General features: G+C 60.2%; 19 protein-coding genes. 5 read left to right on the top strand and 14 right to left on the bottom strand.

Annotated features, from left to right (window positions below; genetic code table 11):
• Positions 1 to 227: 227 nt before the first annotated feature.
• Positions 228 to 515 (top strand): hypothetical protein, encoded by a 288-nt coding sequence (locus REH34_RS20905; protein WP_311969046.1) that lies wholly within the window; start codon positions 228 to 230, stop codon positions 513 to 515.
• 39 nt (positions 516 to 554) lie between these two features.
• Here the strand turns inward: REH34_RS20905 and REH34_RS20900 are convergent, their stop codons facing one another.
• Positions 555 to 2195 carry a hybrid sensor histidine kinase/response regulator gene (locus tag REH34_RS20900; protein WP_311969045.1) on the bottom strand — a complete coding sequence of 547 codons (1641 nt, stop codon included), beginning with the start codon at positions 2193 to 2195 and terminating at the stop codon, positions 555 to 557.
• A 109-nt stretch (positions 2196 to 2304) separates the two neighbouring features.
• Here REH34_RS20900 and REH34_RS20895 point away from each other — a divergent pair, with 109 nt between their 5' ends.
• The gene (locus REH34_RS20895; protein WP_311969044.1) at positions 2305 to 2910 is read left to right on the top strand and encodes a response regulator transcription factor; all 606 of its coding nucleotides are present in this window, start codon (positions 2305 to 2307) and stop codon (positions 2908 to 2910) included.
• A 26-nt stretch (positions 2911 to 2936) separates the two neighbouring features.
• On the opposite strand, the gene REH34_RS20890 is transcribed toward REH34_RS20895, so the two are convergent.
• The 8 genes from REH34_RS20890 to REH34_RS20855 all read right to left on the bottom strand — a co-directional run bounded on the left by REH34_RS20890 (position 2937) and on the right by REH34_RS20855 (position 15147).
• Positions 2937 to 3377, bottom strand: coding sequence for a hypothetical protein (locus REH34_RS20890; RefSeq protein WP_311969043.1), 441 nt, complete (start codon positions 3375 to 3377; stop codon positions 2937 to 2939).
• Positions 3378 to 3809: 432 nt separating this feature from the next.
• Positions 3810 to 6818 carry a helicase gene (locus tag REH34_RS20885; RefSeq protein ID WP_311969042.1) on the bottom strand — a complete coding sequence of 1003 codons (3009 nt, stop codon included), beginning with the start codon at positions 6816 to 6818 and terminating at the stop codon, positions 3810 to 3812.
• Positions 6815 to 8617 (bottom strand): phospholipase D family protein, encoded by a 1803-nt coding sequence (locus REH34_RS20880; protein WP_311969041.1) that lies wholly within the window; start codon positions 8615 to 8617, stop codon positions 6815 to 6817. The genes REH34_RS20885 and REH34_RS20880 overlap by 4 nt, the downstream gene beginning before the upstream one ends.
• Complete coding sequence (locus REH34_RS20875; RefSeq protein ID WP_311969039.1) at positions 8617 to 9831, bottom strand: DUF6361 family protein; 1215 nt, start codon at positions 9829 to 9831, stop codon at positions 8617 to 8619. Before REH34_RS20875 ends, REH34_RS20880 begins: the two co-directional genes overlap by 1 nt.
• A 320-nt stretch (positions 9832 to 10151) precedes the next feature.
• The gene (locus REH34_RS20870; RefSeq protein ID WP_311969038.1) at positions 10152 to 10964 is read right to left on the bottom strand and encodes a hypothetical protein; all 813 of its coding nucleotides are present in this window, start codon (positions 10962 to 10964) and stop codon (positions 10152 to 10154) included.
• Positions 10965 to 11329: 365 nt separating this feature from the next.
• Positions 11330 to 12907, bottom strand: a complete 1578-nt coding sequence (gene guaA / locus REH34_RS20865) for a glutamine-hydrolyzing GMP synthase (protein ID WP_226503157.1) — start codon at positions 12905 to 12907, stop codon at positions 11330 to 11332.
• Positions 12908 to 13011: 104 nt separating this feature from the next.
• On the bottom strand, positions 13012 to 14481 hold the full coding sequence (gene guaB, locus REH34_RS20860; RefSeq protein ID WP_226503156.1) for an IMP dehydrogenase: 1470 nt from the start codon (positions 14479 to 14481) through the stop codon (positions 13012 to 13014).
• A gap of 108 nt (positions 14482 to 14589) precedes the next feature.
• Positions 14590 to 15147 carry a sugar ABC transporter ATPase gene (locus tag REH34_RS20855; RefSeq protein ID WP_226503155.1) on the bottom strand — a complete coding sequence of 186 codons (558 nt, stop codon included), beginning with the start codon at positions 15145 to 15147 and terminating at the stop codon, positions 14590 to 14592.
• Between the two features lie 167 nt (positions 15148 to 15314).
• Here REH34_RS20855 and xseA point away from each other — a divergent pair, with 167 nt between their 5' ends.
• The 3 genes from xseA (at position 15315) to leuA (ending at position 19728) form a co-directional block, all read left to right on the top strand.
• The gene (gene xseA, locus REH34_RS20850) at positions 15315 to 16760 is read left to right on the top strand and encodes an exodeoxyribonuclease VII large subunit (protein WP_311969037.1); all 1446 of its coding nucleotides are present in this window, start codon (positions 15315 to 15317) and stop codon (positions 16758 to 16760) included.
• Between the two features lie 3 nt (positions 16761 to 16763).
• Positions 16764 to 17591 carry a peptidoglycan DD-metalloendopeptidase family protein gene (locus tag REH34_RS20845; RefSeq protein WP_311969035.1) on the top strand — a complete coding sequence of 276 codons (828 nt, stop codon included), beginning with the start codon at positions 16764 to 16766 and terminating at the stop codon, positions 17589 to 17591.
• 466 nt (positions 17592 to 18057) lie between these two features.
• Entirely contained in the window at positions 18058 to 19728 is a 1671-nt protein-coding gene (gene leuA, locus REH34_RS20840) for a 2-isopropylmalate synthase (RefSeq protein ID WP_226503153.1), read from the top strand.
• 208 nt (positions 19729 to 19936) lie between these two features.
• On the opposite strand, the gene REH34_RS20835 is transcribed toward leuA, so the two are convergent.
• The 5 genes from REH34_RS20835 to REH34_RS20815 form a co-directional block, all read right to left on the bottom strand.
• Positions 19937 to 20728, bottom strand: coding sequence for an amidohydrolase (locus REH34_RS20835; RefSeq protein ID WP_226503152.1), 792 nt, complete (start codon positions 20726 to 20728; stop codon positions 19937 to 19939).
• Positions 20716 to 21864 carry a pyridoxal phosphate-dependent aminotransferase gene (locus REH34_RS20830; protein WP_311969034.1) on the bottom strand — a complete coding sequence of 383 codons (1149 nt, stop codon included), beginning with the start codon at positions 21862 to 21864 and terminating at the stop codon, positions 20716 to 20718. Before REH34_RS20830 ends, REH34_RS20835 begins: the two co-directional genes overlap by 13 nt.
• Positions 21865 to 22006: 142 nt before the next feature.
• A complete protein-coding gene (der, locus tag REH34_RS20825; RefSeq protein WP_226503150.1) occupies positions 22007 to 23467 on the bottom strand; it encodes a ribosome biogenesis GTPase Der in 1461 nt (486 codons plus the stop codon).
• A 143-nt stretch (positions 23468 to 23610) separates the two neighbouring features.
• Entirely contained in the window at positions 23611 to 24765 is a 1155-nt protein-coding gene (gene bamB / locus REH34_RS20820) for an outer membrane protein assembly factor BamB (RefSeq protein ID WP_226503149.1), read from the bottom strand.
• Positions 24758 to 25399 carry a tetratricopeptide repeat protein gene (locus tag REH34_RS20815; RefSeq protein WP_311969033.1) on the bottom strand — a complete coding sequence of 214 codons (642 nt, stop codon included), beginning with the start codon at positions 25397 to 25399 and terminating at the stop codon, positions 24758 to 24760. The genes bamB and REH34_RS20815 overlap by 8 nt, the downstream gene beginning before the upstream one ends.
• Positions 25400 to 25405 lie beyond the last annotated feature (6 nt).

The raw sequence follows: 25405 nt of genomic DNA, 5'->3' as shown, positions 1-25405 counted from the left end.
CGAACAAGATACACCGGCTATCAGGGAATGATTCGCATTGAAACAATTTGTAGCAGGAAAGCCTACGTAGGCAGGTTTATTGAAAGAAAAGTGCGGGACTTATCGCAACGCGCTTGCTCAAGGCATGGGTGTGGTCAACACGCCATTAGCACATCCGCCCTAATTGCTCGCCAGGCGCCTTCATCATTAAATCTGCGGGCATTTTTCGCATTCACCTGAAGGTACCTATGAAGCCATTTCGCACCGCCCACTCCCTTGCTCTCCTCGGCACATTAATGCTCGGCCTGGCCGGCTGCCAAGTCATCAAGCCGACTGAAGACGACCTCAAAAGCAGGGCCCAAACCAGCATTGGCAAGCCGATAAGCCACATCTCGAACGTACGCAACGACAGCAGCACTACCTATTTCACGGCCAAGACAGTGACCGGCGATTACGCCTGCGAACTGCCGAGTGGGGCCATGGTTGCCCTCGGCTCGATGGGCATGGGCATGGGCGCGCAATGCACCAAGCAATAATGGCTCGACTGGCCGCGATGTAGCCAGCATTCGGCTGGGCTAACGGGCAACCGAGGCCTTCGACCGATATTGGCGAGGTGAGCTGTGAGCGAGGTCGCGCAAGGTAACGCGCAGCTCTGCGGGTCGCACGGGTTTGCAAAGCAGAGTGATCTGGCGGCCGTGCAACTGCGCTTGAAGCTTCTCGATGTCGTGCCCGGTGAGCATCAGCGCCGGCACCGCCCAGCCACGTTGCTCGCGAAGCTGGTCAATACATTCGATGCCGGTGGCATGGGCACCCAAGTCGTAGTCGGCGATGATGACATCGCAATCGCTGCTCAGGTTCTCATCACTCAAGGCTGCCTGCACCGAGCATCCCCAGCGCTCCAGCAGGGCCTGGGTCGCGAGCAATACGTTGCGGTCATCCTCGATCAGGCACACCTTCAGGCCCGTCAACAGTCCGGCCTGCTGAGGGGATTCACGATGGAGAAGTGGTGCCGGCGCACACGTCAGCGGCAAGCCTGAGAAACAAATTGACGTGCCCCGGCCCAGGTGTGAACGAATGGCTACCTCGACATCCATCAACTGTCCGAGGCGCTTGACGATCGAGAGCCCCAGGCCGACGCCTTCAACATCAGTGTCGCGCCGCTGTCGGACCCGATAGAACTCTTCGAACACTTTCGCCAGGTCCGCCTGGGCAATCCCCCTGCCGCGGTCGTGGATCACGATTGCCACCGTATCGCCCCGCTGGCGCACGCCGATCAGGACGGGTCGCCCGGCGCCATATTTGAAGCAGTTGGACAGGACGTTCTGCACCATGGTGGACACCAACGTTGCATCCACCCGAACCCAATGGGCACAGGGCCGCAAGCGTACTTCCACACCCGCCCAACGCGCAGCCTCGGCGTTCTGGCGCACCAGGTCGTTCAGCAGCTCCCCCAGGTGTACCGCCCGAAGCCTGGGCTGCACGCGGTCATTGTCGAGGGTATAGAGATCGAGAATCGAGCGAAACAGCTGGGACACGTTGAGCAGGGAGCGGTCGATGCTATCCACCAGCCGCCGCTCGTCATCGCCCAGCCGCGCCTCGCGCAGGCAGGCAGTGAACAGCCCGATGGAGTGAATCGGCTGGCGCAAGTCATGGCTGGCCTGGGCCAGGAAGCGCGACTTCTCCCGGTTGGCGGCAGCGGCCTGTTCCGAGGCCTTGCGGGTACGCTTCAATAGCAGATGGGCATAACCGGGGATCACCGTGCTGGTCACCATCAGCATCAGCACCATGAAGGGCTGCGCTTGCCAATAGGGTGTCAGGCAATAGACGACGACCAGCGCGAGCAACGCCAAGCCAGTGGCAATCGCCAGGTAGCGCGAGCCGAAACGCATGCCGTTTCCCAGGTTGACCCACACGATCACGGCGTACAGCGCCAGTGCGGCCTCTCCTCCGACGACCAGGCCGAACGAAGTGCCGGTGTAGTCGTGGACCATACCTAGGACGCGGCGCAGCGGATAATGCCCGGGCCAATGGGCGATGACATAGCGAAACGCCACAGAGGCAATTAGAAACAACAAGCAATACATAATAATTGGAAGATAGGTTTCCATCCTGTGCCCAGGCAGAAATCCTAAAGCGCCAACATATACAATGGCCACCAATGTCACGATGATTCGAAAGTTGGCCTGATCGAGCTCCGCGCTTTTTTCAAAAGCCATGGGAATCTCCTTATATTGTTATTTTAAATATCCGTACCATTCAGTATCCAGCCGCTTATCGGCACGCCGACTTGACCTATCAGCAGAGGACGGCCCAGGAGGGCAATGAATGCCATGTAAAATAATAATTGCTGACGACCACCCATTGTTTCGCGAAGCCATGATGCGCACCGTCCAACGGCTGCTGCCCGAGGCACAATTGCAACAAGTCGGTGACTTCGCGAGTGTGCAAGCCGCCCTCCACAGCGCAGAGGAAATCGACACCCTGATTCTGGACCTGCGCTTTCCCGGCCTGACCTGCCTCGCCGACCTGGCGCAATTACGTCAACAGCTGCGGCGTACCACGCTGATCGTGATGTCGATGGTGGACGACCCTGCGCTGATCGAAAAAATCATGGCGCTCGGCGTCGATGGCTTTATCGGCAAGAACATCACCACCGATGAAATCGCTGAGGCGCTCCTGGCAATCCGCCAGGGTGAAGTGCTGGTGAAATTTGCCCCCTCCGGCCTGCTGCCATTGGAAACCAATGTGCTCACGCCGCGCCAGCAAGATGTGTTGCGGCTGATTGCAGAAGGCAAGACCAACAAGGAAATCGCCAAGGCGCTAGCGATTTCGCCCTTCACCGTGCGCATCCACGTGTCATCGCTGCTGCGCAGTCTCAACGTGAAATCGCGGGCGGCAGCAGCGGTGAAGTATTCGGTGATTGGTGGCTGAAGTGGGCAGCCGCGGCAAACGGGCCACTATTGGGGCACGCTAAAGCCCTGGACCACATCGTGATCGAAATAGATATCCAGGATAAGCCCCTGTCTGGTAGGTGATCCGCCTGCCACGGTGCCGGCGTCATTCACTGCGACTTGCGCTTTGAATACCTGATACTGGGCAGCCGAGAGTTTCTGACCCATCTCCTGCGGTACATAGCCGTGGGCGATGTTCAAATACTTCTCGAGGCCTTCCTGGCTTTTTTCATAGGTCCAGGTGCTCTGTGCACTCAGGTCCGAACCGCCCCTTGTCGGCTTTCCAAATAGCTCCAGCACTTGGGCCTTGGTGGTTTTACCCACAAGAAGCGTTTTATTCAGATAATCCATATCATATTTCTTCGCGCCGACACCGAAGGTATTCATATTCCCCATCAAATCGTTCGAGTTTGCACAACTGGTCAAAACAGCGACCAGCAGGCACATTCCAACGCCGTTCCTGAATGTGTTTCTATATATTACGGACATGAGGTTACCTTGCATGTTTTTTTCAGCAAATTTTTATATTTATACCCGCACAGCTTAAGGAGCGGGGGCTGGCTTCGCTATAGTGCAAGTGTGCTATAGCCCAGTGCCAGTAATGTTGAAAATACTCCATCGAGAAAGCAAAAAGCCCGCAACTAAGCGGGCTTAAGGGTATTGCGTGTTATTGGCTACCGGACGATGCCGGACGTCCCATTATTCCCACTCTATTATTGATGAGCAGGTAAATCTCAGGAAAAATGGCGCTTCCGGAGAGTTGAATCGCACAAGACCATGAAAAATACCATTTCACATCTCTGCACATCATTCGTTATCTGTCGCAGATTATGCCGTAACACTCAGGAGTGATTCCCCTTACTGACTCGCCTACAAGACCTAGCCAAGTCGTCGATGTGCGAAGGCTGACAGGTTCAACGTCAAGCCCTGCAGCAACCGCAGGACCTCTGGATCGTTGTCCGTGAGAAGCTCGACCAGATCCTCTTGGTCAGGTTGCCCAAGCGCTACGCGATATAGGAGGCGTTGCGTCTTCAGCTTGGCAAATCGATCGATGTCGCGGCTCTGCGGCAGGGCGAACAGGTGGCGTTTGAGGTCAGCACCGGGCAGCGTCCACCAAGGTGTGAGGCCGGTTTCGTCATCCTTGAAAGCCTCGTCGGCACCTTTTGCTATCGCGTCCCAGGGAGAGGTCAGGTCGCGCCGGGCCGTGGTCAAGGCGTCCTTTCCGAGCTTGTCGGCGAGCGGACGGCGGACGGCGAGGCCGCCAAAACGCTGAACGCGGCCCTCGCGCTGTTCGAGATCGACCGGGCTCGAGCACAGGTCCCAATGCCCGAGACGGTCACACCAGCTATGGAAATCGAGACCTTCCTGGCCAACTGAGGTGGTCGCGAGGACATAGGGCCAGAACGGCGTATTAAACGCGCTGCGAATCTCCTCCGAGCGCGCGGGCGTCTGGTTGTCGCCGCCCTGATCCTGACGCTGCGTCTCGCTCTCAGTGCCGCCGAACGGCACGGCGGCATGGCAGCGGATGCGGATCTTCTCTTTCTTGGCCAGCCCTTTGAAGCCGAACGTCCCGACATTTGCAGAGAGCGCTCCAGACAGGTCGTCGATGAGGCCGATGCCACCCACCTTGGATTTGCGCAGCCAGAAATGCTCGTCGAGCACCGCTTCGAGACAACCCTCGACGCAGGCGCGCTGATATTTGGCCGTCGCGTCGTCTCCCGGCAGTACCGACCAAAAGACCGGACGATCAAGATAGGTGCGCAGCTTGGTCCAGCAGAACCGCGCCAACTTACGATAATGCTGACCTTTATAGTCGAAAAGCTCCGGTAGATGGCGATAGAGCGCGCGGCCGGCGACAACACCCGGTGCGCCGAGCGCCATGTCGACCAGCGCCTCGAGCTCCCACTTACTGATCCAGCTAATCGGCTCCGCCTGCTGACGCTGTTCGAGGAGGGATTGGAGAGCCGCGTCCTTCGGCGCCACCCCTCCCCACTCCTTTTGGATCGCTGCAAACTCGCGAACGTGCGGCTGCGGCTGCGCAGCTTCGATCGTTGCGAGCACCGCCCAAGCTGGCTTGCGGCGGCGACCATCACGCTTGTTCGGCGCCTCGGGCGCAATGGATACCGGCAGCGCCCGAATGATCTGCTGCCTTGCCCGAGCACGAACTTGCTTGATCGAGGCGCCGTCGCGGACGTCGAGCGGATCGACAGCGCGGATCAGGAACGGACTCGGGTGGAAGAGCGCGAAGGTCGGCCCCTGATTGGGCTTAGGGTTGAGGTGGCGCTTTTTCCAAGCGTTCGCATAGGGCAGGGAGCTTCTCCCTACGAACTTGCGCTCGACCTCCAGGCTGACGAGCGCCGCGACGCTTTGCGGCGTTGCTCTAAATCGGCTGAAGATCATCATCTTCTGGGGCCGCCCCACCTTTGCCCAAGGGCCTGCAGGCTCCCACCAAGTCAGTGACGGCAGCATCCAAGGTAAAGCGAGCGCATCGGTTGGCAAGATATCGCCGAGCGCCCGGAGCTTGGCACTCCCCCAGGCATCTTTCGGTGGCTTGGACCAGGTCGTGACGCCAAGACGCGGGACGCTGCGAGTCGCCGGGAATTCCACACCACGTGTAATTTGATAGCGGTCGCCGAGGGCCTGTGCAGGCAAAGGGACCGACAGCCAATAGGCAATCGTGGCGGTCTTCAGGTTCTTAGGCACCGCAGCGGTGAAGTGGCGATAGACGTCTAGGTCGTGCGGTTCGATCCGCACGGGCTTGGGCGGTGGTTCGCTGCTTTCTCGAGCGGCGGGACGTTCCGTCCGAGACATGAGCGGCGTCAGCAGTCTCTCTAGCTGATGCTTGATCGTCTCAGCCTCGCCGATCGCCGCCCCACGGCTCTCGACCGGCAGGCGGCCGATCGCGTGCAGCAGATCTCCGAATCGGCGGAATTGCGTCTCAGCCTCGGAGCGAACATCAGCACCGCCCAGAAACGCGATGAGATCGAACAGCTCGACGTGCGGCGCCCCACCCGCGCCGGTCTCCCAACGCTCCGCATAAAAGCGGTACGGCGTGGCCGAGATCAAGAGAATTTGCGGTGGCGAGGAGCCGCCCTTGCCTTCGAGCATCTGGAGCGCGAGTGGATTATCCGCGCGCCCATCGAGCAGCTCGCGGTAGCACTGGAACTCGTCGAGGATCACAAGATCCGGCCTTGCGGAGTCGAGCGCCGCTTGCGCCAGAGCCTTGCGCATTAGACCGATCGTGTGGCCGTCCGAGATCATCTCGTCATTGGCTGCTTGCGAGATCGTCTTGCGCGCTGCCCTGCCAAATTCTCCTCTGAGCGCCCGGCCATAGGCGGTCTTGAAGGCAACTGAGGCGTATTCGAACTTTCGTTCGGCTTCGGCGAGAGCCCAGCCCCAGCCTGTCGTCGCGCCGTGCTCAATGAATTTGTCCGGAAACGTGCTTGTCAGCCCAGGATAGATCTCATCGAGCAACAGTTTGATAAAGGCACGTTCGACCGCTTTGCCGCCGTAGAAGCGCTTCTTGCTGGAGAAGGAAGTGTGGGGCGTGAACGCGTATAGCCGCAGGCTGCCGGTACGTTTCTCCTCGATAGGGATCAGACCGACGCGATCAATCTTCGAGAGCGCCGCGTCGGCGGCATCCTCGTCCAGGAAGCGCAGCAGTTCGACCTTGTTCTGATCAGCGACCTTGTGACCGCTCGAGATGTAATAGACCGTGAACTTGCGGGCATTGTGGGCGAGCGCCGCGAGCGTGTCGCGAGCGACGACGGTCTTGCCGAGGCCAACCTCGTCAGCAACGAGGAACCGGCGAAGCGGATTTCCGCCGGTAAGAGCTTTTATAGCCGCTGCGACCGTCGCTTGCTGGAACGGCTTGGACCGGGCACTCATGAGGCGAGTTGCATACGGGCGATCGCCCAAATCTGTGCGAGCTCGTTCAAATCTTTCTTCTCCGCAGTGGTGAGGTTCTCGTCATGGGCAAGTAGCGCTTCGACATAGGGCCCGAAGTGTTTATCAACCCTTGTGAACGCCCTCTCATCGCGAGCCCAAGCGGTGAGGATGTCTTCGAGCGTCAAACGGCTATAGCTCAGCGCCTTGCGCCCATTGGCCGGCCCTTCCATTTCTTCGTCCCAGGCAACGTCGCCGATCGGAGTGGTTTCTCCGCCTAGCATCGCCCGCATCCAATCGTGGAAAGCGCGCAGCCCCATGTGACTGGCGAGAGCGGCGAGGTCGCGTTTTTCATCGAGCGGGGGATCGACCGTTACGCGCTGCATCCACCGCGCTGATTCCCCGGCTGAGGATATGCGGACCTGGATAAACGCTGATTGGATCGACAGCGGAATAGCCCCGAGATCGAGCCGGACACCGTGCTGGGGCCACTCGAGAAGATCGCCATTGGCATGCCCGGCGGACAGGCGGTGGCTCGCATCCGTGAGTTGCGGCTCTGCTCTCGCATCGAGGACGAAGCGATCGTCATCACGGCGGAGGATCGGATCCCATGATGCCATGAGCGCCTTGCGTGATTCTTCTAGCGCATCCACCTGGCTGGTGTCGGCGGGATTGGTCTGCGCAAGTGCCTCGATCGTGACCGGGGTGGCCTTGCCAATCAGGAAATCGAGGCCGGCATTGAACGCGTCGCCCGCTTCGAGCTCGACCATTACTTCGGAATTCCTTCCAGCCCAAGCACGTTCAGTGGCGTTGGCGCTGCCAACGCGGACGATTGTGTTATCACCCTGATGAAAAGCGACGAGCTTGGCATGAAGCGCAAGAGGCTGTGGCTCGGCTTCGTCGTCCGACGTCGAGGTCTTGGGTACCTCCGGAGCCTTCTCCTCAATGGTCTCATCTGGTGCCGCATAGGCGAGGACACGTGAGAAGGCCGCGAGCGACGACCCCGACCGGTTCGCAATGTCGACCAGCGCCGGCATCGAGGAGACCAAGGTTCGCGCGCCGGTCGGGCCCCAACGCCCCGCTGCTTTCAGAAAATTCGGGGAGAGAAACGGGCTAACGATCGTGATGCCATCGATAGTGCCCGCAGGAGGCTCGACGGCCAGAGCGACACCGTCTTCGAGACCGTTGAGAAGAGCCCGCAGTCGAAAGCCCTCCGGTGCCTCCCACCAGACAGAGTCCAGTTCCTCACTAATGGCCGAGGCATCCACTCGACCGGCCGATCTTGCAAGGTTAGCGGCAAGATCACCAATGCCGTCGAGGCGCATTCGACCTTTTCCACGCTTTCCATACCCGTCGAGAAGCACACCCACCTCAAGGTCCTGTGACCGGGTGAGGTTCCGGCTCCCGATCCATAGCTTCCAGCGGGTCGTCCCCTTCTGGCCTTCGTACGCCACGAGTGCGATCTTTGGATGCCAACTGCGGACACGCTCGTCATGCGTCTGCTCAATCACGAATTGGTCGAGAATACCCGCCACCCTCGGTAGCGCGACCGGCCGCACGATTCTCCCGCGCTGAACTATGATCCGCACACGGTGCCGCAACTGATCAACCGCTTCTGCGAAATCAATCGCCGCGCCCGAGCCCTTCTCGTTATTACGACCGACCAGCGCCAGCAGCATCGCTGCGATGGCCGAAAGGTCCACCGAATAGGTCGCGAACAGCGCCAGACGGACGGTCTCGCCGCGCTCTGGGCGAAGCTCGTCAAGATAGGGCTGTCCGTCCCATGCTGGCGGGCGCTCCATTACGCGACGCCCTTCAAGTCGCGGAGAAGGCGTTTTACATTGCCCCAGCGGTAGTGAAGCGGATGCGCGAAGCCATGATTCTCGGCCTGCCACTCCATGCGCCGATCGACACCGAACTGGTTGTTAGCGAGGCGCGACCGATCACCTTTTCGGCTGTACTCGGCCCTGCTATAGACATCGAGCAGGGAAGCCGGATTCTTCGTCCTCGAGCGGATCCAGGCGAGCGTCTCGCGAAGCACAGCTTCGACGGGCGCAGGGAGGTGGCCGACATCGTCGAGGAATTGAGCGAAATCGAGGGCCCCCGCCTGCGTCCCCCATTCATCAACGACGTCCCCGAGACTCGCACGATGCAGTTTCTCCTGGGGGCGCTTGTCTCGGGTTTCCTTCAAGGACTCAACAAGTGCGGCATAGACAGCCCGGCCAATCGCCGAGAGCGCGGCTGCCTGTCCGGCGCGCTTCAGAAGAGCGGCGTCCTTACCCGCAAGGCTAAGGATCTCGTCGCCCCAGCAATGCACGGCATCATCCAGCGGACGCCCCACGAGCTTGGCAAAAAGGGAGGGCTCGCTCGGGTCGCTCGGTGAACGGACAGAGCGAAGCTTGCGAGCCAAGAATTCCTGTTCACGTGCCGAGAGCTCGAGCGTCAACTTGCCGTCGCCGTCCCATCCCGCCGGTGCTTCGATTAGACCCGTGATCGGCCATGCGACCGCATCGATGGGCTTGCCGTCGTCATCCTGCATCGACCGCTTGCTTCCGGCCGCGAGCAGCCGCGCCATGTCGGGGCGGCTCCAAGGACGTCCGTCGGGGCGGGCGCCGATCAGTCCCCATTTCGTGAGCGCCGTCCAGTAGACATAGGCAGGCGGCTGGCTTATGGCGCGAGGATAGACCTCACCACCGATCACGCCGTCGGGTTCCCCTTTACTGGCTTTGAACTGAAGGCGGCCGGTCAGCCTATGTTCAAGATCAATGAATGCATGGGCGAAATCTTTGGGGGCCGGCCGCTTTGCTCGCAAGCTCTGATATAGCCAGGGGATGAGGAGTGCGTATCGCAGTCGAGTATGCAGGACCGAGGTGCCTGGAAAGAAATGGTCTGCGTAACGTTGGTGGACAATTAGGAAGCCAACCTCATCGCGGACACCGGAGCTAGCACCGAACATCAACTGCTCCGCCTGCCCAAGTGCCTGTCGCGAAAGGAACGTAAAGCCGAAAGATGACAAGAACCTGCTCCCTATGAACTCTGCAAATCGGATTGCTGTTCGATCCTTTGGCGAGGCCCGGTGCCCCTGCGCAGTATTACCTTCCCGGAGCAGTACGATCAACCTTTTATTCTCCGCGCTTGTTTCGATTACCAACCCCATTAGTGTTAGCTATAACGGCGCCAGCGCTTATTGGTACGTTTCATATCGGCCTCCCTCCAAAAAATTAAAAATATGTATAACGGGCCAAGGTGACCTCCCCACCCAGATTAAGAGCCCAAATTTAAGGTAGCACGCTTTCAAACCTCCCTGCTAAACAAGCTATAAACTTTTAAACAAACCTACTCATCGCTAAAGCCATAGCTTATCGAAGTGCTTTCCGAGCTGACTATTATTACAGAACGAGCATTGGGGCTTTTTGAGTCCAGAACCTCCAAATAATAAAGCTCAGGAGTCCTCAACAGGAGTTTACCTTTGATTAAACTGCTAGAACCAGACTTCCCAAACCCTAACGGCTCGGCTAGCACAACAGGCATGCCTCCAACACGCATCTGAAAAAGGGCATTACCTGCTAGCGCAGCTGCATAGGAGTGGAATATAACAGGGGAAATCAAGGCTATCGCCGAGAAAACCAACGGAACCCACCAGCGACGAATTTTCCCATCAATACTATTGGAAATCCAAAAGAACACATAGCCGCCAATTAGAAAAGAAAAAAATATGGTCGGCACCACAAGATCATAATTATCAGCGATATAGGCAGCACTAAACAGTACGCCTAAAATCAAAAGCGCGGACACAATTGACAGCCCTACCAAAGCTTTCGGGGCTTTCATTTTCCACAAAATAGCTGCCCCCATCAAACACACTGCTAACACAACAAAATTAAAAAGAACATTCAAACTAATGATCTGCATGCCTCCCTGCTGCGAACCAAATATCTCAAATGCAAAAAAACCATGCTTCCGCATATATATAGACAACAACAAACTAGGCAATACAGACAACGTCATGGCAAGCATTGCCGCAGAGCCCAGATACTTAACAAGTCCACGCTTATTGTCGACAACCACCTGGAGAAGTTCTTTTTTTGCATCGCCGCCCTTTTCCCAAAAGAGCACTCCCAGCATCAACAGCACAAAAAGCATTTCCACAAAAAATCTCCATGCAAACTAACAATATGCTCCAAACGAATTCTACGAACTGTAGACCCCATAGGAGCAGGACCCTTGCTTATCGACCATCATAGGAAAAACTTGAGAGCCGAGAATATCATGCAAAAAAAAGTGCCTTATCCGCATCATACTCAAACCGAAGGATATAAGGCTGGTGCATCATACAAAATTCCATGCATCAAAAATTACGACACGCGCCGGCTGAAAATGACTTCTATCTTGAACCACCATTCATATTGGGACGTCAGGCACCACACCCGAATCTTAGAGCATATTTATAATGCACATTGATACCGCCAAAAAAAGCCCGCTATCAAGCGGGCTTGTAAAAAACTAAATTGGGATCATTCCCACTCAATCGTCGCCGGCGGCTTGCTCGACACGTCATACGTCACCCGCGAAATCCCTTCGATCTCGTTGATGATTCGCCCACTGACAGTTTCCAGCAGCTCGTACGGCAGATGCGCCCAGCGCGCGGTCATGAAGTCGATGGTTTCCACGGCACGCAGGGCCACGACCCAGGCGTAACGGCGGCCATCACCGACAACACCGACCGACTTGACCGGCTGGAACACCACGAAGGCCTGACTGACCTTGTGGTACCAGTCGGCCTTGCGCAGTTCTTCGATGAAGATATGGTCGGCGCGACGCAGCAGGTCGGCGTATTCCTTCTTCACTTCACCGAGGATGCGCACGCCCAGGCCCGGGCCCGGGAATGGGTGGCGGTAAACCATGTCGTACGGCAGACCCAGCTCGAGACCGAGGCGACGCACTTCGTCCTTGAACAGCTCGCGCAGCGGCTCGACCAGCTTGAGGTTCATCTCTTCCGGCAGGCCACCAACGTTGTGGTGAGACTTGATCACGTGGGCCTTGCCGCTCTTGGCGCCAGCCGACTCGATCACGTCCGGGTAGATGGTGCCCTGGGCCAGGTACTTGATGTTGTCCAGTTTGCTCGATTGCGCATCGAATACGTCGATGAAAGTGCGGCCGATGATCTTGCGCTTCTTCTCCGGGTCGGACTCGCCGGCCAGGTTGTTGAGGAACTGATCTTCAGCGTTGGCGCGGATCACCTTGACCCCCATGTTCTCGGCGAACATGGCCATCACTTGCTCGCCTTCGTGCAGGCGCAGCAGGCCGTTGTCGACGAAGACGCAAGTCAGCTGGTCGCCGATGGCTTTGTGCAACAGCGCGGCAACGACCGAGGAGTCGACGCCGCCAGACAGGCCCAGCAGGACGTTGTCAGTACCGACCTGAGCGCGGACCTGGGCGATGGCGTCTTCGGCGATCTTCGACGGTGTCCACAGTGCTTCACAGCCGCAAATATCGAGGATGAAGCGCGACAGGATACGTCCGCCTTGCTTGGTGTGGGTCACTTCGGGGTGGAACTGCACGCCGTAGTAGCCGCGTTCGTCGTTGAACATGCCAGCGATCGGGCAGCTCGGGGTGCTGGCCAGAATGTGGAAGTCCGCTGGCATTTTGGTGACCTTGTCACCGTGGCTCATCCACACGTCGAGGCCGAACAGGCCGTCGGCGTCGATATGGTCTTCGATGCCGTCCAGCAGGCGGCTCTTGCCAACCACGTCGACGCGGGCATAGCCGAATTCACGCAGATCGGAACCTTCGACCTTGCCGCCCAGTTGCTCGGCCATGGTCTGCATGCCGTAGCAGATGCCGAATACCGGTACGCCCAGGTCGAACACCGCCTGCGGGCAGCGCGGGCTGTCGGCCTCGTGGACCGACTCGGGACCGCCGGCAAGGATGACGCCTTTAGGGGCGAATTCGCGGATCGCGGCGTCGTCCATGTCGAAAGGATGCAGCTCGCAGTACACGCCGATTTCGCGCACGCGGCGGGCGATCAGCTGGGTGTACTGGGAACCGAAGTCGAGGATCAGGATGCGGTGGGCGTGAATGTCGAGGGCCATGACTCATTCTCGTCTGTAATCAGAAACGACACGGGGCTGTCAGAAACAGCCCCGGTTAAAATTCATCATCGCGCTCCGGCGTGTAGGCCGGAGCGCGATCACTATCAACCTACGCGATAGTTTGGAGCTTCCTTGGTGATCTGCACGTCGTGGACGTGGGATTCAGCCATGCCGGCACCGGTGATGCGCACGAACTCGGGCTTGGTGCGCATTTGCGCCATGTCGGCACTGCCGGTGTAGCCCATGGACGAACGCAGACCACCCATCAGTTGATGGATGATCGCGGCCAGCGAGCCTTTGTAGGCGACGCGGCCTTCGATGCCTTCGGGCACCAGTTTTTCGGCGCCTTCCGAGGAGTCCTGGAAGTAGCGGTCCGAAGAGCCCTGGGCCTGGGACATGGCGCCCAGCGAGCCCATGCCACGGTAGGCCTTGTAAGAACGACCCTGGAACAGCTCGATCTCGCCCGGTGCTTCTTCAGTACCGGCGAACATCGAGCCCATCATCACACAGTAGGCGCCAGCGACGATGGCCTTGGACAGGTCACCGGAGAAGCGGATACCGCCATCGGCGATGAGTGGCACACCGGTGCCTTCCAATGCAGCGGCGACGTTGGCGATCGCGCTGATTTGCGGAACGCCGACACCGGCGACGATACGGGTGGTGCAGATCGAGCCCGGGCCGATACCGACCTTGACCGCATCAGCGCCCGCTTCAGCCAGGGCCTTGGCGGCTGCGCCGGTAGCAATGTTGCCGCCGATGACCTGAACGTCCGGGAAGTTCTGCTTGACCCAGCGAACGCGGTCGATCACGCCTTTGGAGTGACCGTGAGCGGTGTCGACCACGATCACGTCGACGCCGGCATTGACCAGCGCAGTGACGCGTTCAGTGGTGTCCTTGCCGGTACCGACCGCAGCACCGACGCGCAGGCGGGCCTGATCGTCCTTGCTGGCCAGCGGGTAGGCCTTGGCCTTTTCGATGTCCTTGACGGTCATCATGCCCTTGAGCTGGAAGTTGGCGTCGACGATCAGAACCTTTTCGAGGCGGTGCTTGTGCAGCAGCTCGCGCACCTCGGCTTTGTCAGCGCCCTCACGGACGGTGACCAGACGCTCTTTGGGGGTCATGACTTCGCGGACCGGGACGTCCAGGCGATTCTCGAAACGCACGTCACGGGAGGTGACGATGCCGACCAGGTCGCCATCGTGCAGCACCGGTACGCCGGAGATGTTGTGCAGGCGGGTCAGTTCGAACAGATCACGAACCGTGGCGTCGGCCTCGATGGTGATCGGGTCCTTGACCACGCCGGCTTCGAACTTCTTGACCTTGCGGACTTCCGCGGCCTGTTGTTCGATGGTCATGTTCTTGTGAATGATGCCGATGCCGCCTTCCTGTGCCATGGCAATGGCCAGACGGGCTTCGGTGACGGTGTCCATCGCAGCTGAAACCAGGGGGATGTTCAGCTCGATGCCACGGGTCAAACGGGTCTTGAGACTGACTTCGTTGGGCAGTACTTCGGAATAACCGGGTACGAGAAGGATGTCGTCGAAGGTCAGTGCTTCTTGGCTGATACGCAGCATCGCGGGAGCTCCCGGGCGGGAAAAATGGAAGCGCGCCATTGTACCTATACATGCTGATGGATGAAAGGTAAACCTTCGTGGCAACGCCATTTACTGGCAGGGGCGGCTTCAGCTGTCTCGCAGTATCACCGAGACGTTGGCCACGGGCTGATCGAGCCAATCGGCGAACTCGTCGACGAACGCTTGCTGCAACCCTGCTGCCTGCCAGTTATTGAAGATGAAGCCTAGATTGGAAAAGGCACATGGTTGCAGAAACAGGAAACCATTTATGTCGTCTTCATGCCCGCATTCGGGGCAGGTGAAGTTGTCGGTGTAGCCCGGCATCCAGTCTTCGAGGCTATCGAACAGCGCCTCGCCGACCTCGCGGCGGCACTCGGCGCAGCCAGCCTCGTGGAGAAAACCGACGTCCGGGGTGAAGATGCAGCGATCGGTGACCACTTCCAGGCCGTTGACCGAGTCCTCATAGGGCAACAGTTCCGGCTTCAGTACCACGCTGCGCGCGCCTGGGCCGATACCGTAGGCCATGCGATTGCCGGTGCGCCCGCAGGTGGTGAGCGCCTCCTGGATGATCTCCTTGCGCACCAGCCAGCGCAGAATCGCCCGTGCTCGCGGTTCATGGACCGGGACAGTGGAGAGACGCGGGACGATGATGCTTTGGGTGTTCATGCAGCGGCAGGCCTCTGAGCGAGTGAAGTTGTCGATGATACCACCGCACACTGCCGTAGCCAGGGAGCTTGCCCCTGATTGTGTCAGCCACACTAACGGCGCTGCCCCTGCCCGATCGGGGGCAAGCCCCCTCGCTACAGGGTCGGTAACCCTTTATGATGCCCGGCATGATTAAAGACCCCTTTGCCAGACTCGGTCTGGACCGCGAAGTGCTTACCGTCAGCCAACTCAATGGCCGTGCCCGGGTGCTGCTCGAGGACGTGTTCAGCAATATCTGGGTCGAGGGCGAGATCTCCAACCTCGCACGGCCGGCTTCCGGACACGTGTACTTCACTCTCAAGGACAGCGGCGCCCAGGTGCGTTGCGCCTTGTTTCGACAGAACGCCGCCAAGGTGCGCCAGGCGCTGAAGGACGGGGTGGCGGTCAAGGTGCGTGGCAAGGTCTCGCTGTTCGAAGGCCGCGGCGATTACCAGTTGATCCTCGACACCGTCGAACCGGCCGGTGATGGCGCCCTGCGCCAGGCCTTCGAGGCGCTCAAGGACAAGCTCGGCGCCGAAGGGCTGTTCAGCAGCGAGCGCAAGGTCGCCCTGCCCGCTCATCCGCGGCGCATCGGTATCGTCAGTTCGCCCACTGGCGCGGTGATTCGCGACATCATCAGTGTGTTTCGTCGCCGCGCTCCGCAGGTCGAGCTGACCCTGATCCCTACCGCCGTACAAGGGCGCGAAGCCATCAACCAGATCGTGCGTGCCCTCAAGCTGGCCGACAGCCGCGGCTTCGATGCAATCATCCTGGCCCGGGGCGGCGGCTCGCTGGAGGACCTCTGGTGTTTCAACGAAGAGGCCGTGGCCCGCGCCATCGATGCCTGCGTGACGCCGATCGTCAGCGCCGTGGGGCACGAAACCGATGTATCGATCAGCGACTTCGTGGCCGACGTCCGCGCCCCCACGCCATCCGCCGCGGCGGAGCTGCTGGCGCCGGACATGAGCGACTTGCAACGGCGCATCGAGAACCTGCAGCGCCGACTGCTGCTGCGCATGCGCAATCAGTTGGCCCACCACAGTCTGCGCCTGGACGGCCTGACACGCCGGTTGCGCCATCCCGGCGAGCGTCTGCGCCAGCAGGCCCAGCGCCTGGACGACCTGGACATGCGCATGCGCCGTGCTTTCGAGCAACGCCTCGCTCAACGCAAACAGCGCCTCGCTCATCTCGATGCCCGCTTGGCCGCGCAGCATCCTGGGCGCGCCTTGGCGTTGCTCAAACAGCGCCTGGCAGGTCTCGACACGTTGATGCGCCGCGCCATTGAGCAACGCCTCAAGCGTGACCATGAACGCCTGAACGCAGTGGACCAACGCCTGCCCAAGGCCATCACCGCCACCCTCAAAGACCGTCGCCAACAGTTGCAGACACAGATGCAGACGCTGCACCTGGTCAGCCCGCTGGCGACGCTGGGCCGCGGTTACAGCATCCTGCTGGACGAACACGGCCAGGCCATCCGCAGCGCCGCACAGACCCGCACCGGTCAGCGTCTGAAGGCCCGCCTGGGCGAAGGCGAGCTGGACGTGCGGGTCGAAGACAACCACCTGACACCGGTCACCCTGTCACTTCTGGACTGAACCATGCGCCTGATCGCCTTGCTGTTGTTGTGCCTTTCGTCCATGGCCCAGGCCGACAGCTACATTACCCGTTTGCTGGACAAACCGGTGCCGGGTGGCGTCGCGGTCGTCGACCTCGGCCCCGCAGCCATGGCACCCAAGGCCTTTATCGACGGCAAGCCGGTGCTGGTAGTCAAGGAGCAGGACAACTGGCGCGCGATCGTCGGCCTGGCGCTGACGGTCAAGCCCGGCAGCCAGACGCTCAGCGTGCAGAGTGCCAGCGGCACCCGCCAGGTGCCCTTCACAGTCACCAGCAAGCACTATCCCGAGCAGCGCATAACTCTCAAGAACAAGCGCCAGGTCAATCCCGAACCTCAGGACTTGACCCGCATCAACCAGGAACTGGCGATCCAGACCACCGCCTACCGCAGCTTCAGCCCCGGCACACCGAGCAATCTGTTGCTCGACAAGCCTGTGAACGGTCCCCTGTCGAGCCGCTTCGGCGTACGCCGCTTCTTCAATGGCGAAGAGCGCAATCCCCATGCAGGCCTGGATTTCGCGGTGCCTGCGGGCACGCCGATCAAGACCCCGGCCGCTGGCAAGGTGATCCTGGTGGGCGATTATTTCTTCAACGGCAACACCGTATTCGTCGACCACGGCCAGGGCTTTATCAGCATGTTCTGTCATATGTCCAAGATCGACGTGCAGCTGGGACAAACGCTGGCACGCGGCGCCGTGGTCGGTCGGGTTGGATCGACCGGTCGGGCGACGGGGCCGCATATGCATTGGAACGTGAGCTTGAATGACGCGCGAGTCGATCCGGCGATTTTCATCGGGGCGTTTCAACCGTAGTGCAGCGGCGCGTCGTTCGCGAGCGCGCTTCGCGGCCACCAATCATCTGCGAGAGATTCCAGGGTTCTATGCCAGTAGCACCGGCCTCTTCGCGGGCAAGCCTTGCTCCCACAGTGCAAGGCTTGCCCGCGAAGGGGCCGTCGCTGACACACCCACCCATTGCGCCCATCGAAGTCCGTGAGCAATTACCCATGCATTCGCCAACCATCACCGCGATAAAAATCCAATAAAGCCAGATTAAAGGCAACTTCTACCAATTTTTTCCACACCCTTGCCATCTTTTCCCTCAATGGTTAGGGTTGACCCCATGAACAACGCAAACACCCATATTCTGCTCCGCCAGCACGCCAGCCTCTGCCTGGTGAGTGCCCGACTGCCAGGCTGAATCGCGTCGCCTCGCCCATCTCCTTCAGTAGTTATTTTTCGGCAGGCCCTCTCCATCGGCCGCATTCAAAGGATTTTCGCCATGAGCATGCTCAAAGACCCGTCACAGAAATACCGCGCCTTTGCCACCGTCGACATTGCCGACCGCACCTGGCCCTCGAAGACCATCACCGCCGCGCCGATCTGGTGCAGCTCCGATCTGCGTGACGGAAACCAGTCGCTGATCGAGCCGATGGACGCCGAGAAAAAACTGCGCTTCTGGAAAACGCTGGTCAGCGTCGGCGTCAAGGAAATCGAAGCGGCCTTCCCTTCTGCCTCGCAAACCGATTTCGACTTCGTGCGCACCCTGATCCAGGACGGCCACATCCCGGACGACACCACCATCCAGGTGCTGACCCAGGCCCGTGAAGACCTGATCGCACGCACGTTCGAATCCCTGCGCGGTGCCAAGAAAGCCATCGTTCACCTGTACAACGCTACCTCGCCGTCGTTCCGCAAGATCGTCTTCAACCAGGACAAGGCCGGCGTCAAAGAGATCGCCGTGAGCGCGGCCAAGCTGTTCGTCAAATACGCCGCCCAGCAGCCCGAAACCCAGTGGACCTTCCAGTACTCGCCGGAAACCTTCAGCGCCACCGAGCTGGATTTCGCCGTTGAAGTCTGCGATGCCGTGATCGAGGTGTGGAATCCGACCCCGACCAACAAGGTGATCCTCAACCTGCCGGCCACCGTTGAAGTGTCGACCCCGAACATCTATGCCGACCAGATCGAATGGTTCGGCCGCCATGTATCACGCCGCGACAGCGTGCTGATCAGCCTGCACACTCACAACGACCGTGGTACCGGCGTCGCCGCCACCGAGTTGGGCCTGATGGCCGGCGCCGATCGCGTCGAAGGCTGCCTGTTCGGCAACGGCGAGCGTACCGGCAACGTCGACTTGGTCACCCTGGGCCTGAACCTCTATACCCAAGGCGTCAACCCGCAGCTGGACTTCTCCGACATCGACGGCGTGCGTAAAGTGGTCGAAGAATGCAACCAGATTCCGGTGCACCCGCGCCATCCGTATGTCGGCGATCTGGTGCACACCGCGTTCTCCGGCTCGCACCAGGACGCCATCCGCAAGGGCCTTACCCAGCAAAAAGAAGGCACCGTGTGGGAAGTGCCCTACCTGCCGATCGACCCAGCCGACATCGGACGCAGCTACGAAGCGGTCATCCGCGTCAACAGCCAGTCCGGCAAAGGCGGCATCACGTATCTGCTCGAACAGGAATACGGCATCAGCCTGCCGCGCCGCATGCAGATCGAATTCAGCCAGGTCGTACAGGGTGAAACCGATCGCCTGGGCCTGGAGATGACCGCTCAGCAGATCTATGGCCTGTTGCGCAAAGAGTATCTGCAAGCCAACACGCCGTACGCACTGATCAGCCACAAGCTGCAGGAAGAGAACGGCAACAGTGCCGTAGATGTGGAAGTGCACAGCGACGGCGAGACTCAGCACTGGCGCGGCAAGGGCAACGGCGCCTTGGAAGCGCTGGTCGCCGGCCTGCCCATTTCGGTAGAGATCATGGACTACAACGAGCACGCTATCGGTGCGGGCACCAACGCCAAGGCAGCCGCGTATATCGAGCTGCGTGTGGCCGGTGAGCGCCCGGTGCATGGCATCGGCGTGGATGAAAACATCACCACGGCCAGCTTCAAGGCCCTGTTCAGCGCGCTGAATCGCTCGTTGAGTCAGCAGCAAGCGAAAGCGGCTTGATGCACTGCTGAATAAAAAACCGGCCCTCAGTGGCCGGTTTTTTTGTGTCTGGTGGTTTTGTCCTGAGAGCGGAGTTGGGCCGAGGGGCCGGGGATTTGAGTGTGGGCGAGGGGCCGTATGGCGGGCGGCGACCCCAAGGCCGGCTCGAAAGCAGAACCACCCCACTCCCATACCAAAAAATGCTGCAACCCACCTCAGCACCAAAAAATCAGCTCAGACTAAACCCATCAGCATCCCGAAACGCCGGAAAACGCTCGCGATAACTGGCCAGATCGCCCGCGCTTAGGATCGCCCGCACCACCCCGTCCAGCTCGCCTGCGCACAGCAGGGTTTCACCCTGAAAATCCAGCACCTGGCTGTCACCCGTGTAGGCGAAGCCCTTGCCGTCCGTACCAACGCGATTCACGGCGGCCACGTAGCACAGGTTCTCGATCGCCCGCGCGGGCAGCAGTCGATTCCAATGCAGGCGCCGCGCGCCCGGCCAGTTGGCGGTATAGACCAGCAGGTCGGTCGTCTCGGCGTCTCGGCTCCACACCGGAAACCGCAGGTCGTAGCAAATCAGCGGTCGCACCCGCCAGCCCTTGACCTCGAACACCGCCTGCTCCGAGCCTGCGGTGTAATGGGCATGCTCATCGGCCATGCGGAACAGATGGCGTTTGTCGTAATGCAGGATCTGCCCGTCGGGTTGGGCCCACAGCAAGCGATTGCGGTAGCTGCCGTCGGCTGCCTGGATGATCACGCTGCCGGTGATCACCGCCGCGAACTTTTCTGCCTGGGCCCGCAGCCACTTGCTGGTCGGGCCCTGCTCAGGCTCGGCCTGCCCGGCCGAGTCCATAGAGAAACCGGTGGTGAACATCTCCGGGAGGATGATCAAGTCGGCCCCCCGTGCCTGCTCCAGCAGCTCGTTGAAATGTTCCAGGTTGGCCGTGCGGTCGTGCCAGGCCAGGGTGGTCTGCACCAGGGCAATATCGAGATTGGTCAGGGTCGTCAGATCGCGCATAGTTTCAGGGCTGCTGCTCGCAGCGTCTCCTCGCGTTTGGCGAAGCACAGGCGTACCAGGCGTTGATCGGGTACCGGCGTTTGATAAAACACCGACACTGGAATGGTCGCCACGCCGTGCTCCTTGGTCATCCATAACGCCATATCGACGTCGTTCAGGTCGGGGCGGATTTGCGAATAATCGACCAACTGAAAGTAGGTACCGCCCACTCGATCAAAGGTGAAGCGCGAATTATCCAGCAGATCGCAGAACAGATCACGCTTGGCCTGGTAGAACGCCGGCAACTCCTCCACGTGCTGCGGCGCCGCGGCCATGTAGTCGGCCAGCGCGTATTGCAGCGGCGTCACACCGCAGAAACTGACGTACTGATGAATCTTGCGCAGCTCGGCGGTCAGGGCTGGCGGGGCCACCACGTATCCGGTTTTCCAGCCGGTGACATGGTAGGTCTTGCCGAACGAACTGACCACGAAGGCGCGCTGGAACAAGGCCTCATGGGCCAGCACGCTGACGTGCCTGGTGCCGTCGTAGACCAGATGCTCGTAGACTTCGTCGCTGACGACATAGATGTCCCGGTCGGCGATCAAGGCCGCCAACTGATCCAGATCGGCACTGCTGAGCAGGGCACCGCTGGGATTGTGCGGGCTGTTGAGGATGATCATCCGAGTGCGCGAACCGATGGCATCCTTCAGGGCCTGCCAGTCGATGGCGAAGCTGTTGGCACTGAGCTGCACGTGCACGCAGCGACCGCCGGCCAGTTCCACGGAGGGCTCGTAGCTGTCGTAGCAAGGGTCGAAAACGATCACTTCGTCGCCGGGTCGCACTACCGCCTGGACTGCGCAAAAGATCGCTTGGGTGGCGCCTGGTGTGATGGTGATTTCCCGCTCCGCATCGACGCTCACGCCATAGCTGCGAGCGAGCTTGATCGCCACCTGCTCGCGCAACGCGGGCAGCCCGGTCATGGGCGCGTACTGGTTATGGCCATTGGCGACATGATAGGCCACGGCATCGCGCAGGCCTTGGGGGCCGTCGAAGTCAGGGAAGCCTTGGGAAAGATTGATCGCGCCGGTCTGCGCCGCGAGCTGGGACATGGTGGTGAAGATAGTGGTGCCGACATTCGGCAACTTGCTGCTGATCATGGGCCTGTTCCTGCTGCACGACGTTCCGCCAACGGCGCGGGGTAGAGCGGCAGGATAGCTGATTGGCGAGAGGTGTAAAACGATGATCTCAGCTGTGGGAGCGGCCGGGGTCGCTCCCACAGAGGGTGTCGTGCGGCTGGAATCAGCGCTTGTCGCGGCGCTTCTTGTCGGCCTTCTTGTGGTGCGACATCAAACGGCGCTTCTTGTTGACCTGGCGGTCGGTGAGCGTGTTCTTGAGTTTTTCGTACGGGTTCTCGCCGCCCTTGAACTCGATACGGATCGGCGTACCAACCAGCTTCAGCACCCGGCGGTAGGTATTCTCCAGGTATCGCACGTAGGAGGTGGGTACCTTCTCGACCTGGTTGCCGTGGATCACGATCAAAGGTGGGTTGGCGCCACCCAGGTGCGCATAGCGCAGCTTGATGCGACGGCTGTTGACCATCGGCGGCTGGTGCTCCTGCACCGCATCTTCGAGGATCTGGGTCAGGCGGTTGGTCGGCCAGCGAGTGATGGCGGATTTGAACGAGTTCTGCACCGAGGCGTACAGATTACCTACGCCCGTACCGTGCAGCGCCGAAATGAAGTGGATATCGGCGAAGCTGACGAAGAACAACCGACGTTCCAGCTCGGTCTTCACGTAGTCGCGCTCGCTCGGCAGCATGCCATCCCACTTGTTCAGCGCGATGACAATAGCGCGACCGGCTTCGAGGGCGAAGCCCAGCAGGTTGAGGTCGTGGTCGACCACGCCTTCACGGGCGTCCATGACGAAAATCACCACGTTGGCGTCCTTGATGGCCTGCAACGTCTTGACCACCGAGAACTTCTCGACCTCTTCGTGGATCTTGCCGCGCTTGCGCACCCCGGCGGTGTCGATGAGGGTGTACTTCTCTTCGTTGCGCTCGAACGGGATGTAGATACTGTCGCGAGTGGTGCCCGGCTCGTCATAGACGATCACCCGGTCTTCACCGAGCATGCGGTTGACCAGAGTCGACTTGCCGACGTTCGGGCGACCGATGATGGCGATCTTGATGCCATCCTTCTCGCTCGGGCCAGGGATCAACACGGCCTCCTCGCCTTCCTTCACGTCAGCGTTGAGGTCCTCTTCGACGTCGCGGGGGAATTCACCAAGGGCGGCTTCGAGCAAGGCGTTGATACCGCGACCTTGAGCACCGGCCACCGGGATGGCATCGCCCATGCCCAGCGGAGCGAATTCGGCGCGGGCCATTTCCGGGTCGACGTTGTCGACCTTGTTGGCCACCAGCAAGGAGCGCTTGTTACGCTTGCGCAAGTGCTCGCCGATCATCTGATCGGCTGCGGTGAAACCGGCGCGGGCGTCCACCAGGAACAGCACCACATCGGCTTCTTCGATGGCCAGCAGTGACTGCTCGGCCATTTTTTCGTCCATGCCGTGTTCGTCACCGGAAATACCACCGGTGTCGACCAGGATGTAGGAACGCCCTTGCCAGCGCGCCTCACCGTATTGGCGATCACGGGTCAGGCCAGAGAGATCACCGACAATAGCGTCGCGGCTCTTGGTCAGGCGGTTGAACATGGTGGACTTGCCGACGTTCGGTCGACCCACCAGGGCGATTACGGGAACCATGCGGCTCTCCACTTCGTTAATTCAGAAAATACAAAAGCCGCTGCAGGGCAGCGGCCGGAATTCGGAGCGGCACGGTAGGTGCCGCAAGCCCCGGTGAACGGGGCTCCTTGAGGCCATACCTTGACCTCAAGCATAGACGCAACCTACTGCTTGATGGTCAGCGCCTCGAGCTTGCCGCTGTTGCCAAACACGTAGATTGTATCGCCGACCACCAGCGGACGCGCACGCAGGCCGTCGCTGTCGATACGGATACGGCCGACGAAGCGTCCGTCGACCTGGCTCAGCAGGTGCAGATACCCTTCCATGTCGCCGACAGCCACATAGCTTGAGAACACTTCAGGGGCCGACAGCTGGCGGCGGGCCAGTTTATCGTTGCTCCACAACGCCGTGGTGCTGCGCTCGTCGACACCTTCAACGGTGCCGCTCGCCAATGCCACGTAGACGTTACCAAAGCCCTCGGCGACACCGGCATAGCTCGATGCATCACGCTGCCAGAGGATACGCCCGGAGTCCAGATCGAGGCCGGCCATACGGCCCTGATAGCTGGTGACGTACAGGGTGCTGCCCGACAGCAGCAGACCGCCATCGATATCGACCACACGCTCGAGCTCCGAGCGCCCCTGAGGCACGGCGACCGGGGTTTCCCAGACCGGCACGCCGTTCTGGGTATCCAGGCCGACGACCTTGCCGTTGGACAGCCCAGCGATCGCCAGGCGGCTGGTCACCAGCGGAGCACCCGTGCCACGCAGGGTCAGGACCGCCGGGGTGCTGTCATACATCCAGCGCTGAGTACCGGTGGCCGCATCGATACCGAAGACTTTATCGTCCTGGGTCTGCACGACGACCAGATCACCGTTGTTGGCAGGCGGCGCGAGCACTTCGCTGGACACGCGAGCGCGCCACTTCTCTTCACCATTGCTGGCGTCGAGCGCGATCACTTCACCGGCGATAGTACCGATCATGACCAACCCGGAGCCTACACCCACAGCCCCGGAGACCGGCAGCTTGAGCTTCTTCTTCCAGTTCACGTCGCCAGTCGCGCGGTTCAGCGAAAAGACTTCGCCATTCACGTCGGCCGCGTAAATCGTGCCGCCATCAACCGCTGGCACCAGCATGTTGTAGGTTTCGCCCTGCCCGTCACCGATCGAGGTGCTCCACTGCTTCTGCAACACGACTTCTTCTTTGAAATCGGTGAGTTCGGCCGGTGGCAGTTCTTTTTTGCTGTTGCTGCTGCAACCCGCGGCCAAAACGGCCAGAGCCAGCAATGCTGCATGTTTCCAACGAATCACGTCACGCATCCCCTTTGGCCAGGTCGTCCAGCTTGATTTGCAGGCTACCGACCGCAGCGTCGTCAGACAGTGCAGCCTTGGCCTTCTGATAGGCAGTAAACGCTTCGTCGCCACGACCCAGCTGAACCAGCAGGTCGCCGCGCAGTTCTTCACGGGCGGCCAGGAACGACTTGTCGGCATCCCCGTCGAGCAGTTTCAGGCCGTCGGCGGCCTTGTTCTGCGCACCCAGCACCTGGGCCAGGCGCTGACGTGCGACCTCACCCAAGGTCGGGTTGAACGGCTTGTCGACGATGGCGCGCAGTTCGGCTGCCGCATCGTCGAGCTTGTTGTTGTCCACCGCCACTTTGGCCACGAACAGGCTGCCGTACTGGGCATACGCCGTACCGCCGAAGTCGGACTTGAGCTTGTTGGCCAGGTCGGCCACCTGGGCGGTGTCCGGCTTGCCGCTCGGGTTCAGCGTGGTCTCCAGCAGCTGCTGATACAGATTCGAAGCACCCTGGGCCTGATTGGTCTGGTATCGGTGCCAGGCCTGCCAGCCAAATACCACCACCAGGGCCAACAGGCCGCCGGTGACCAAGGGTTTGCCATTACGCTGCCACCAGTCTTTCAACTCGGTGAGCTGTTCATCTTCAGTACCTGACACCCCAAT

The sequence above is a fragment of the Pseudomonas baltica genome, from assembly GCF_031880315.1.
Lineage (GTDB): Bacteria > Pseudomonadota > Gammaproteobacteria > Pseudomonadales > Pseudomonadaceae > Aquipseudomonas.
Note: the sequence above shows the minus strand (reverse complement) of the source record. Positions and strands in the feature narration are given on the sequence as shown.

Coding starts and splice junctions, on each gene's coding strand:
- REH34_RS20895 (WP_311969044.1), top strand. CDS start 2,305: ATGCCATGTAAAATAATAATTGCTGACGACCACCCATTGTTTCGCGAA.
- REH34_RS20885 (WP_311969042.1), bottom strand. CDS start 6,818: ATGAGTGCCCGGTCCAAGCCGTTCCAGCAAGCGACGGTCGCAGCGGCT.
- leuA (WP_226503153.1), top strand. CDS start 18,058: ATGAGCATGCTCAAAGACCCGTCACAGAAATACCGCGCCTTTGCCACC.
- REH34_RS20855 (WP_226503155.1), bottom strand. CDS start 15,147: ATGAACACCCAAAGCATCATCGTCCCGCGTCTCTCCACTGTCCCGGTC.
- REH34_RS20905 (WP_311969046.1), top strand. CDS start 228: ATGAAGCCATTTCGCACCGCCCACTCCCTTGCTCTCCTCGGCACATTA.
- REH34_RS20900 (WP_311969045.1), bottom strand. CDS start 2,195: ATGGCTTTTGAAAAAAGCGCGGAGCTCGATCAGGCCAACTTTCGAATC.
- xseA (WP_311969037.1), top strand. CDS start 15,315: ATGATTAAAGACCCCTTTGCCAGACTCGGTCTGGACCGCGAAGTGCTT.
- REH34_RS20880 (WP_311969041.1), bottom strand. CDS start 8,617: ATGGAGCGCCCGCCAGCATGGGACGGACAGCCCTATCTTGACGAGCTT.
- bamB (WP_226503149.1), bottom strand. CDS start 24,765: ATGCGTGACGTGATTCGTTGGAAACATGCAGCATTGCTGGCTCTGGCC.
- guaA (WP_226503157.1), bottom strand. CDS start 12,907: ATGGCCCTCGACATTCACGCCCACCGCATCCTGATCCTCGACTTCGGT.
- REH34_RS20845 (WP_311969035.1), top strand. CDS start 16,764: ATGCGCCTGATCGCCTTGCTGTTGTTGTGCCTTTCGTCCATGGCCCAG.
- der (WP_226503150.1), bottom strand. CDS start 23,467: ATGGTTCCCGTAATCGCCCTGGTGGGTCGACCGAACGTCGGCAAGTCC.
- REH34_RS20890 (WP_311969043.1), bottom strand. CDS start 3,377: ATGTGCCTGCTGGTCGCTGTTTTGACCAGTTGTGCAAACTCGAACGAT.
- REH34_RS20835 (WP_226503152.1), bottom strand. CDS start 20,728: ATGCGCGATCTGACGACCCTGACCAATCTCGATATTGCCCTGGTGCAG.
- guaB (WP_226503156.1), bottom strand. CDS start 14,481: ATGCTGCGTATCAGCCAAGAAGCACTGACCTTCGACGACATCCTTCTC.
- REH34_RS20830 (WP_311969034.1), bottom strand. CDS start 21,864: ATGATCAGCAGCAAGTTGCCGAATGTCGGCACCACTATCTTCACCACC.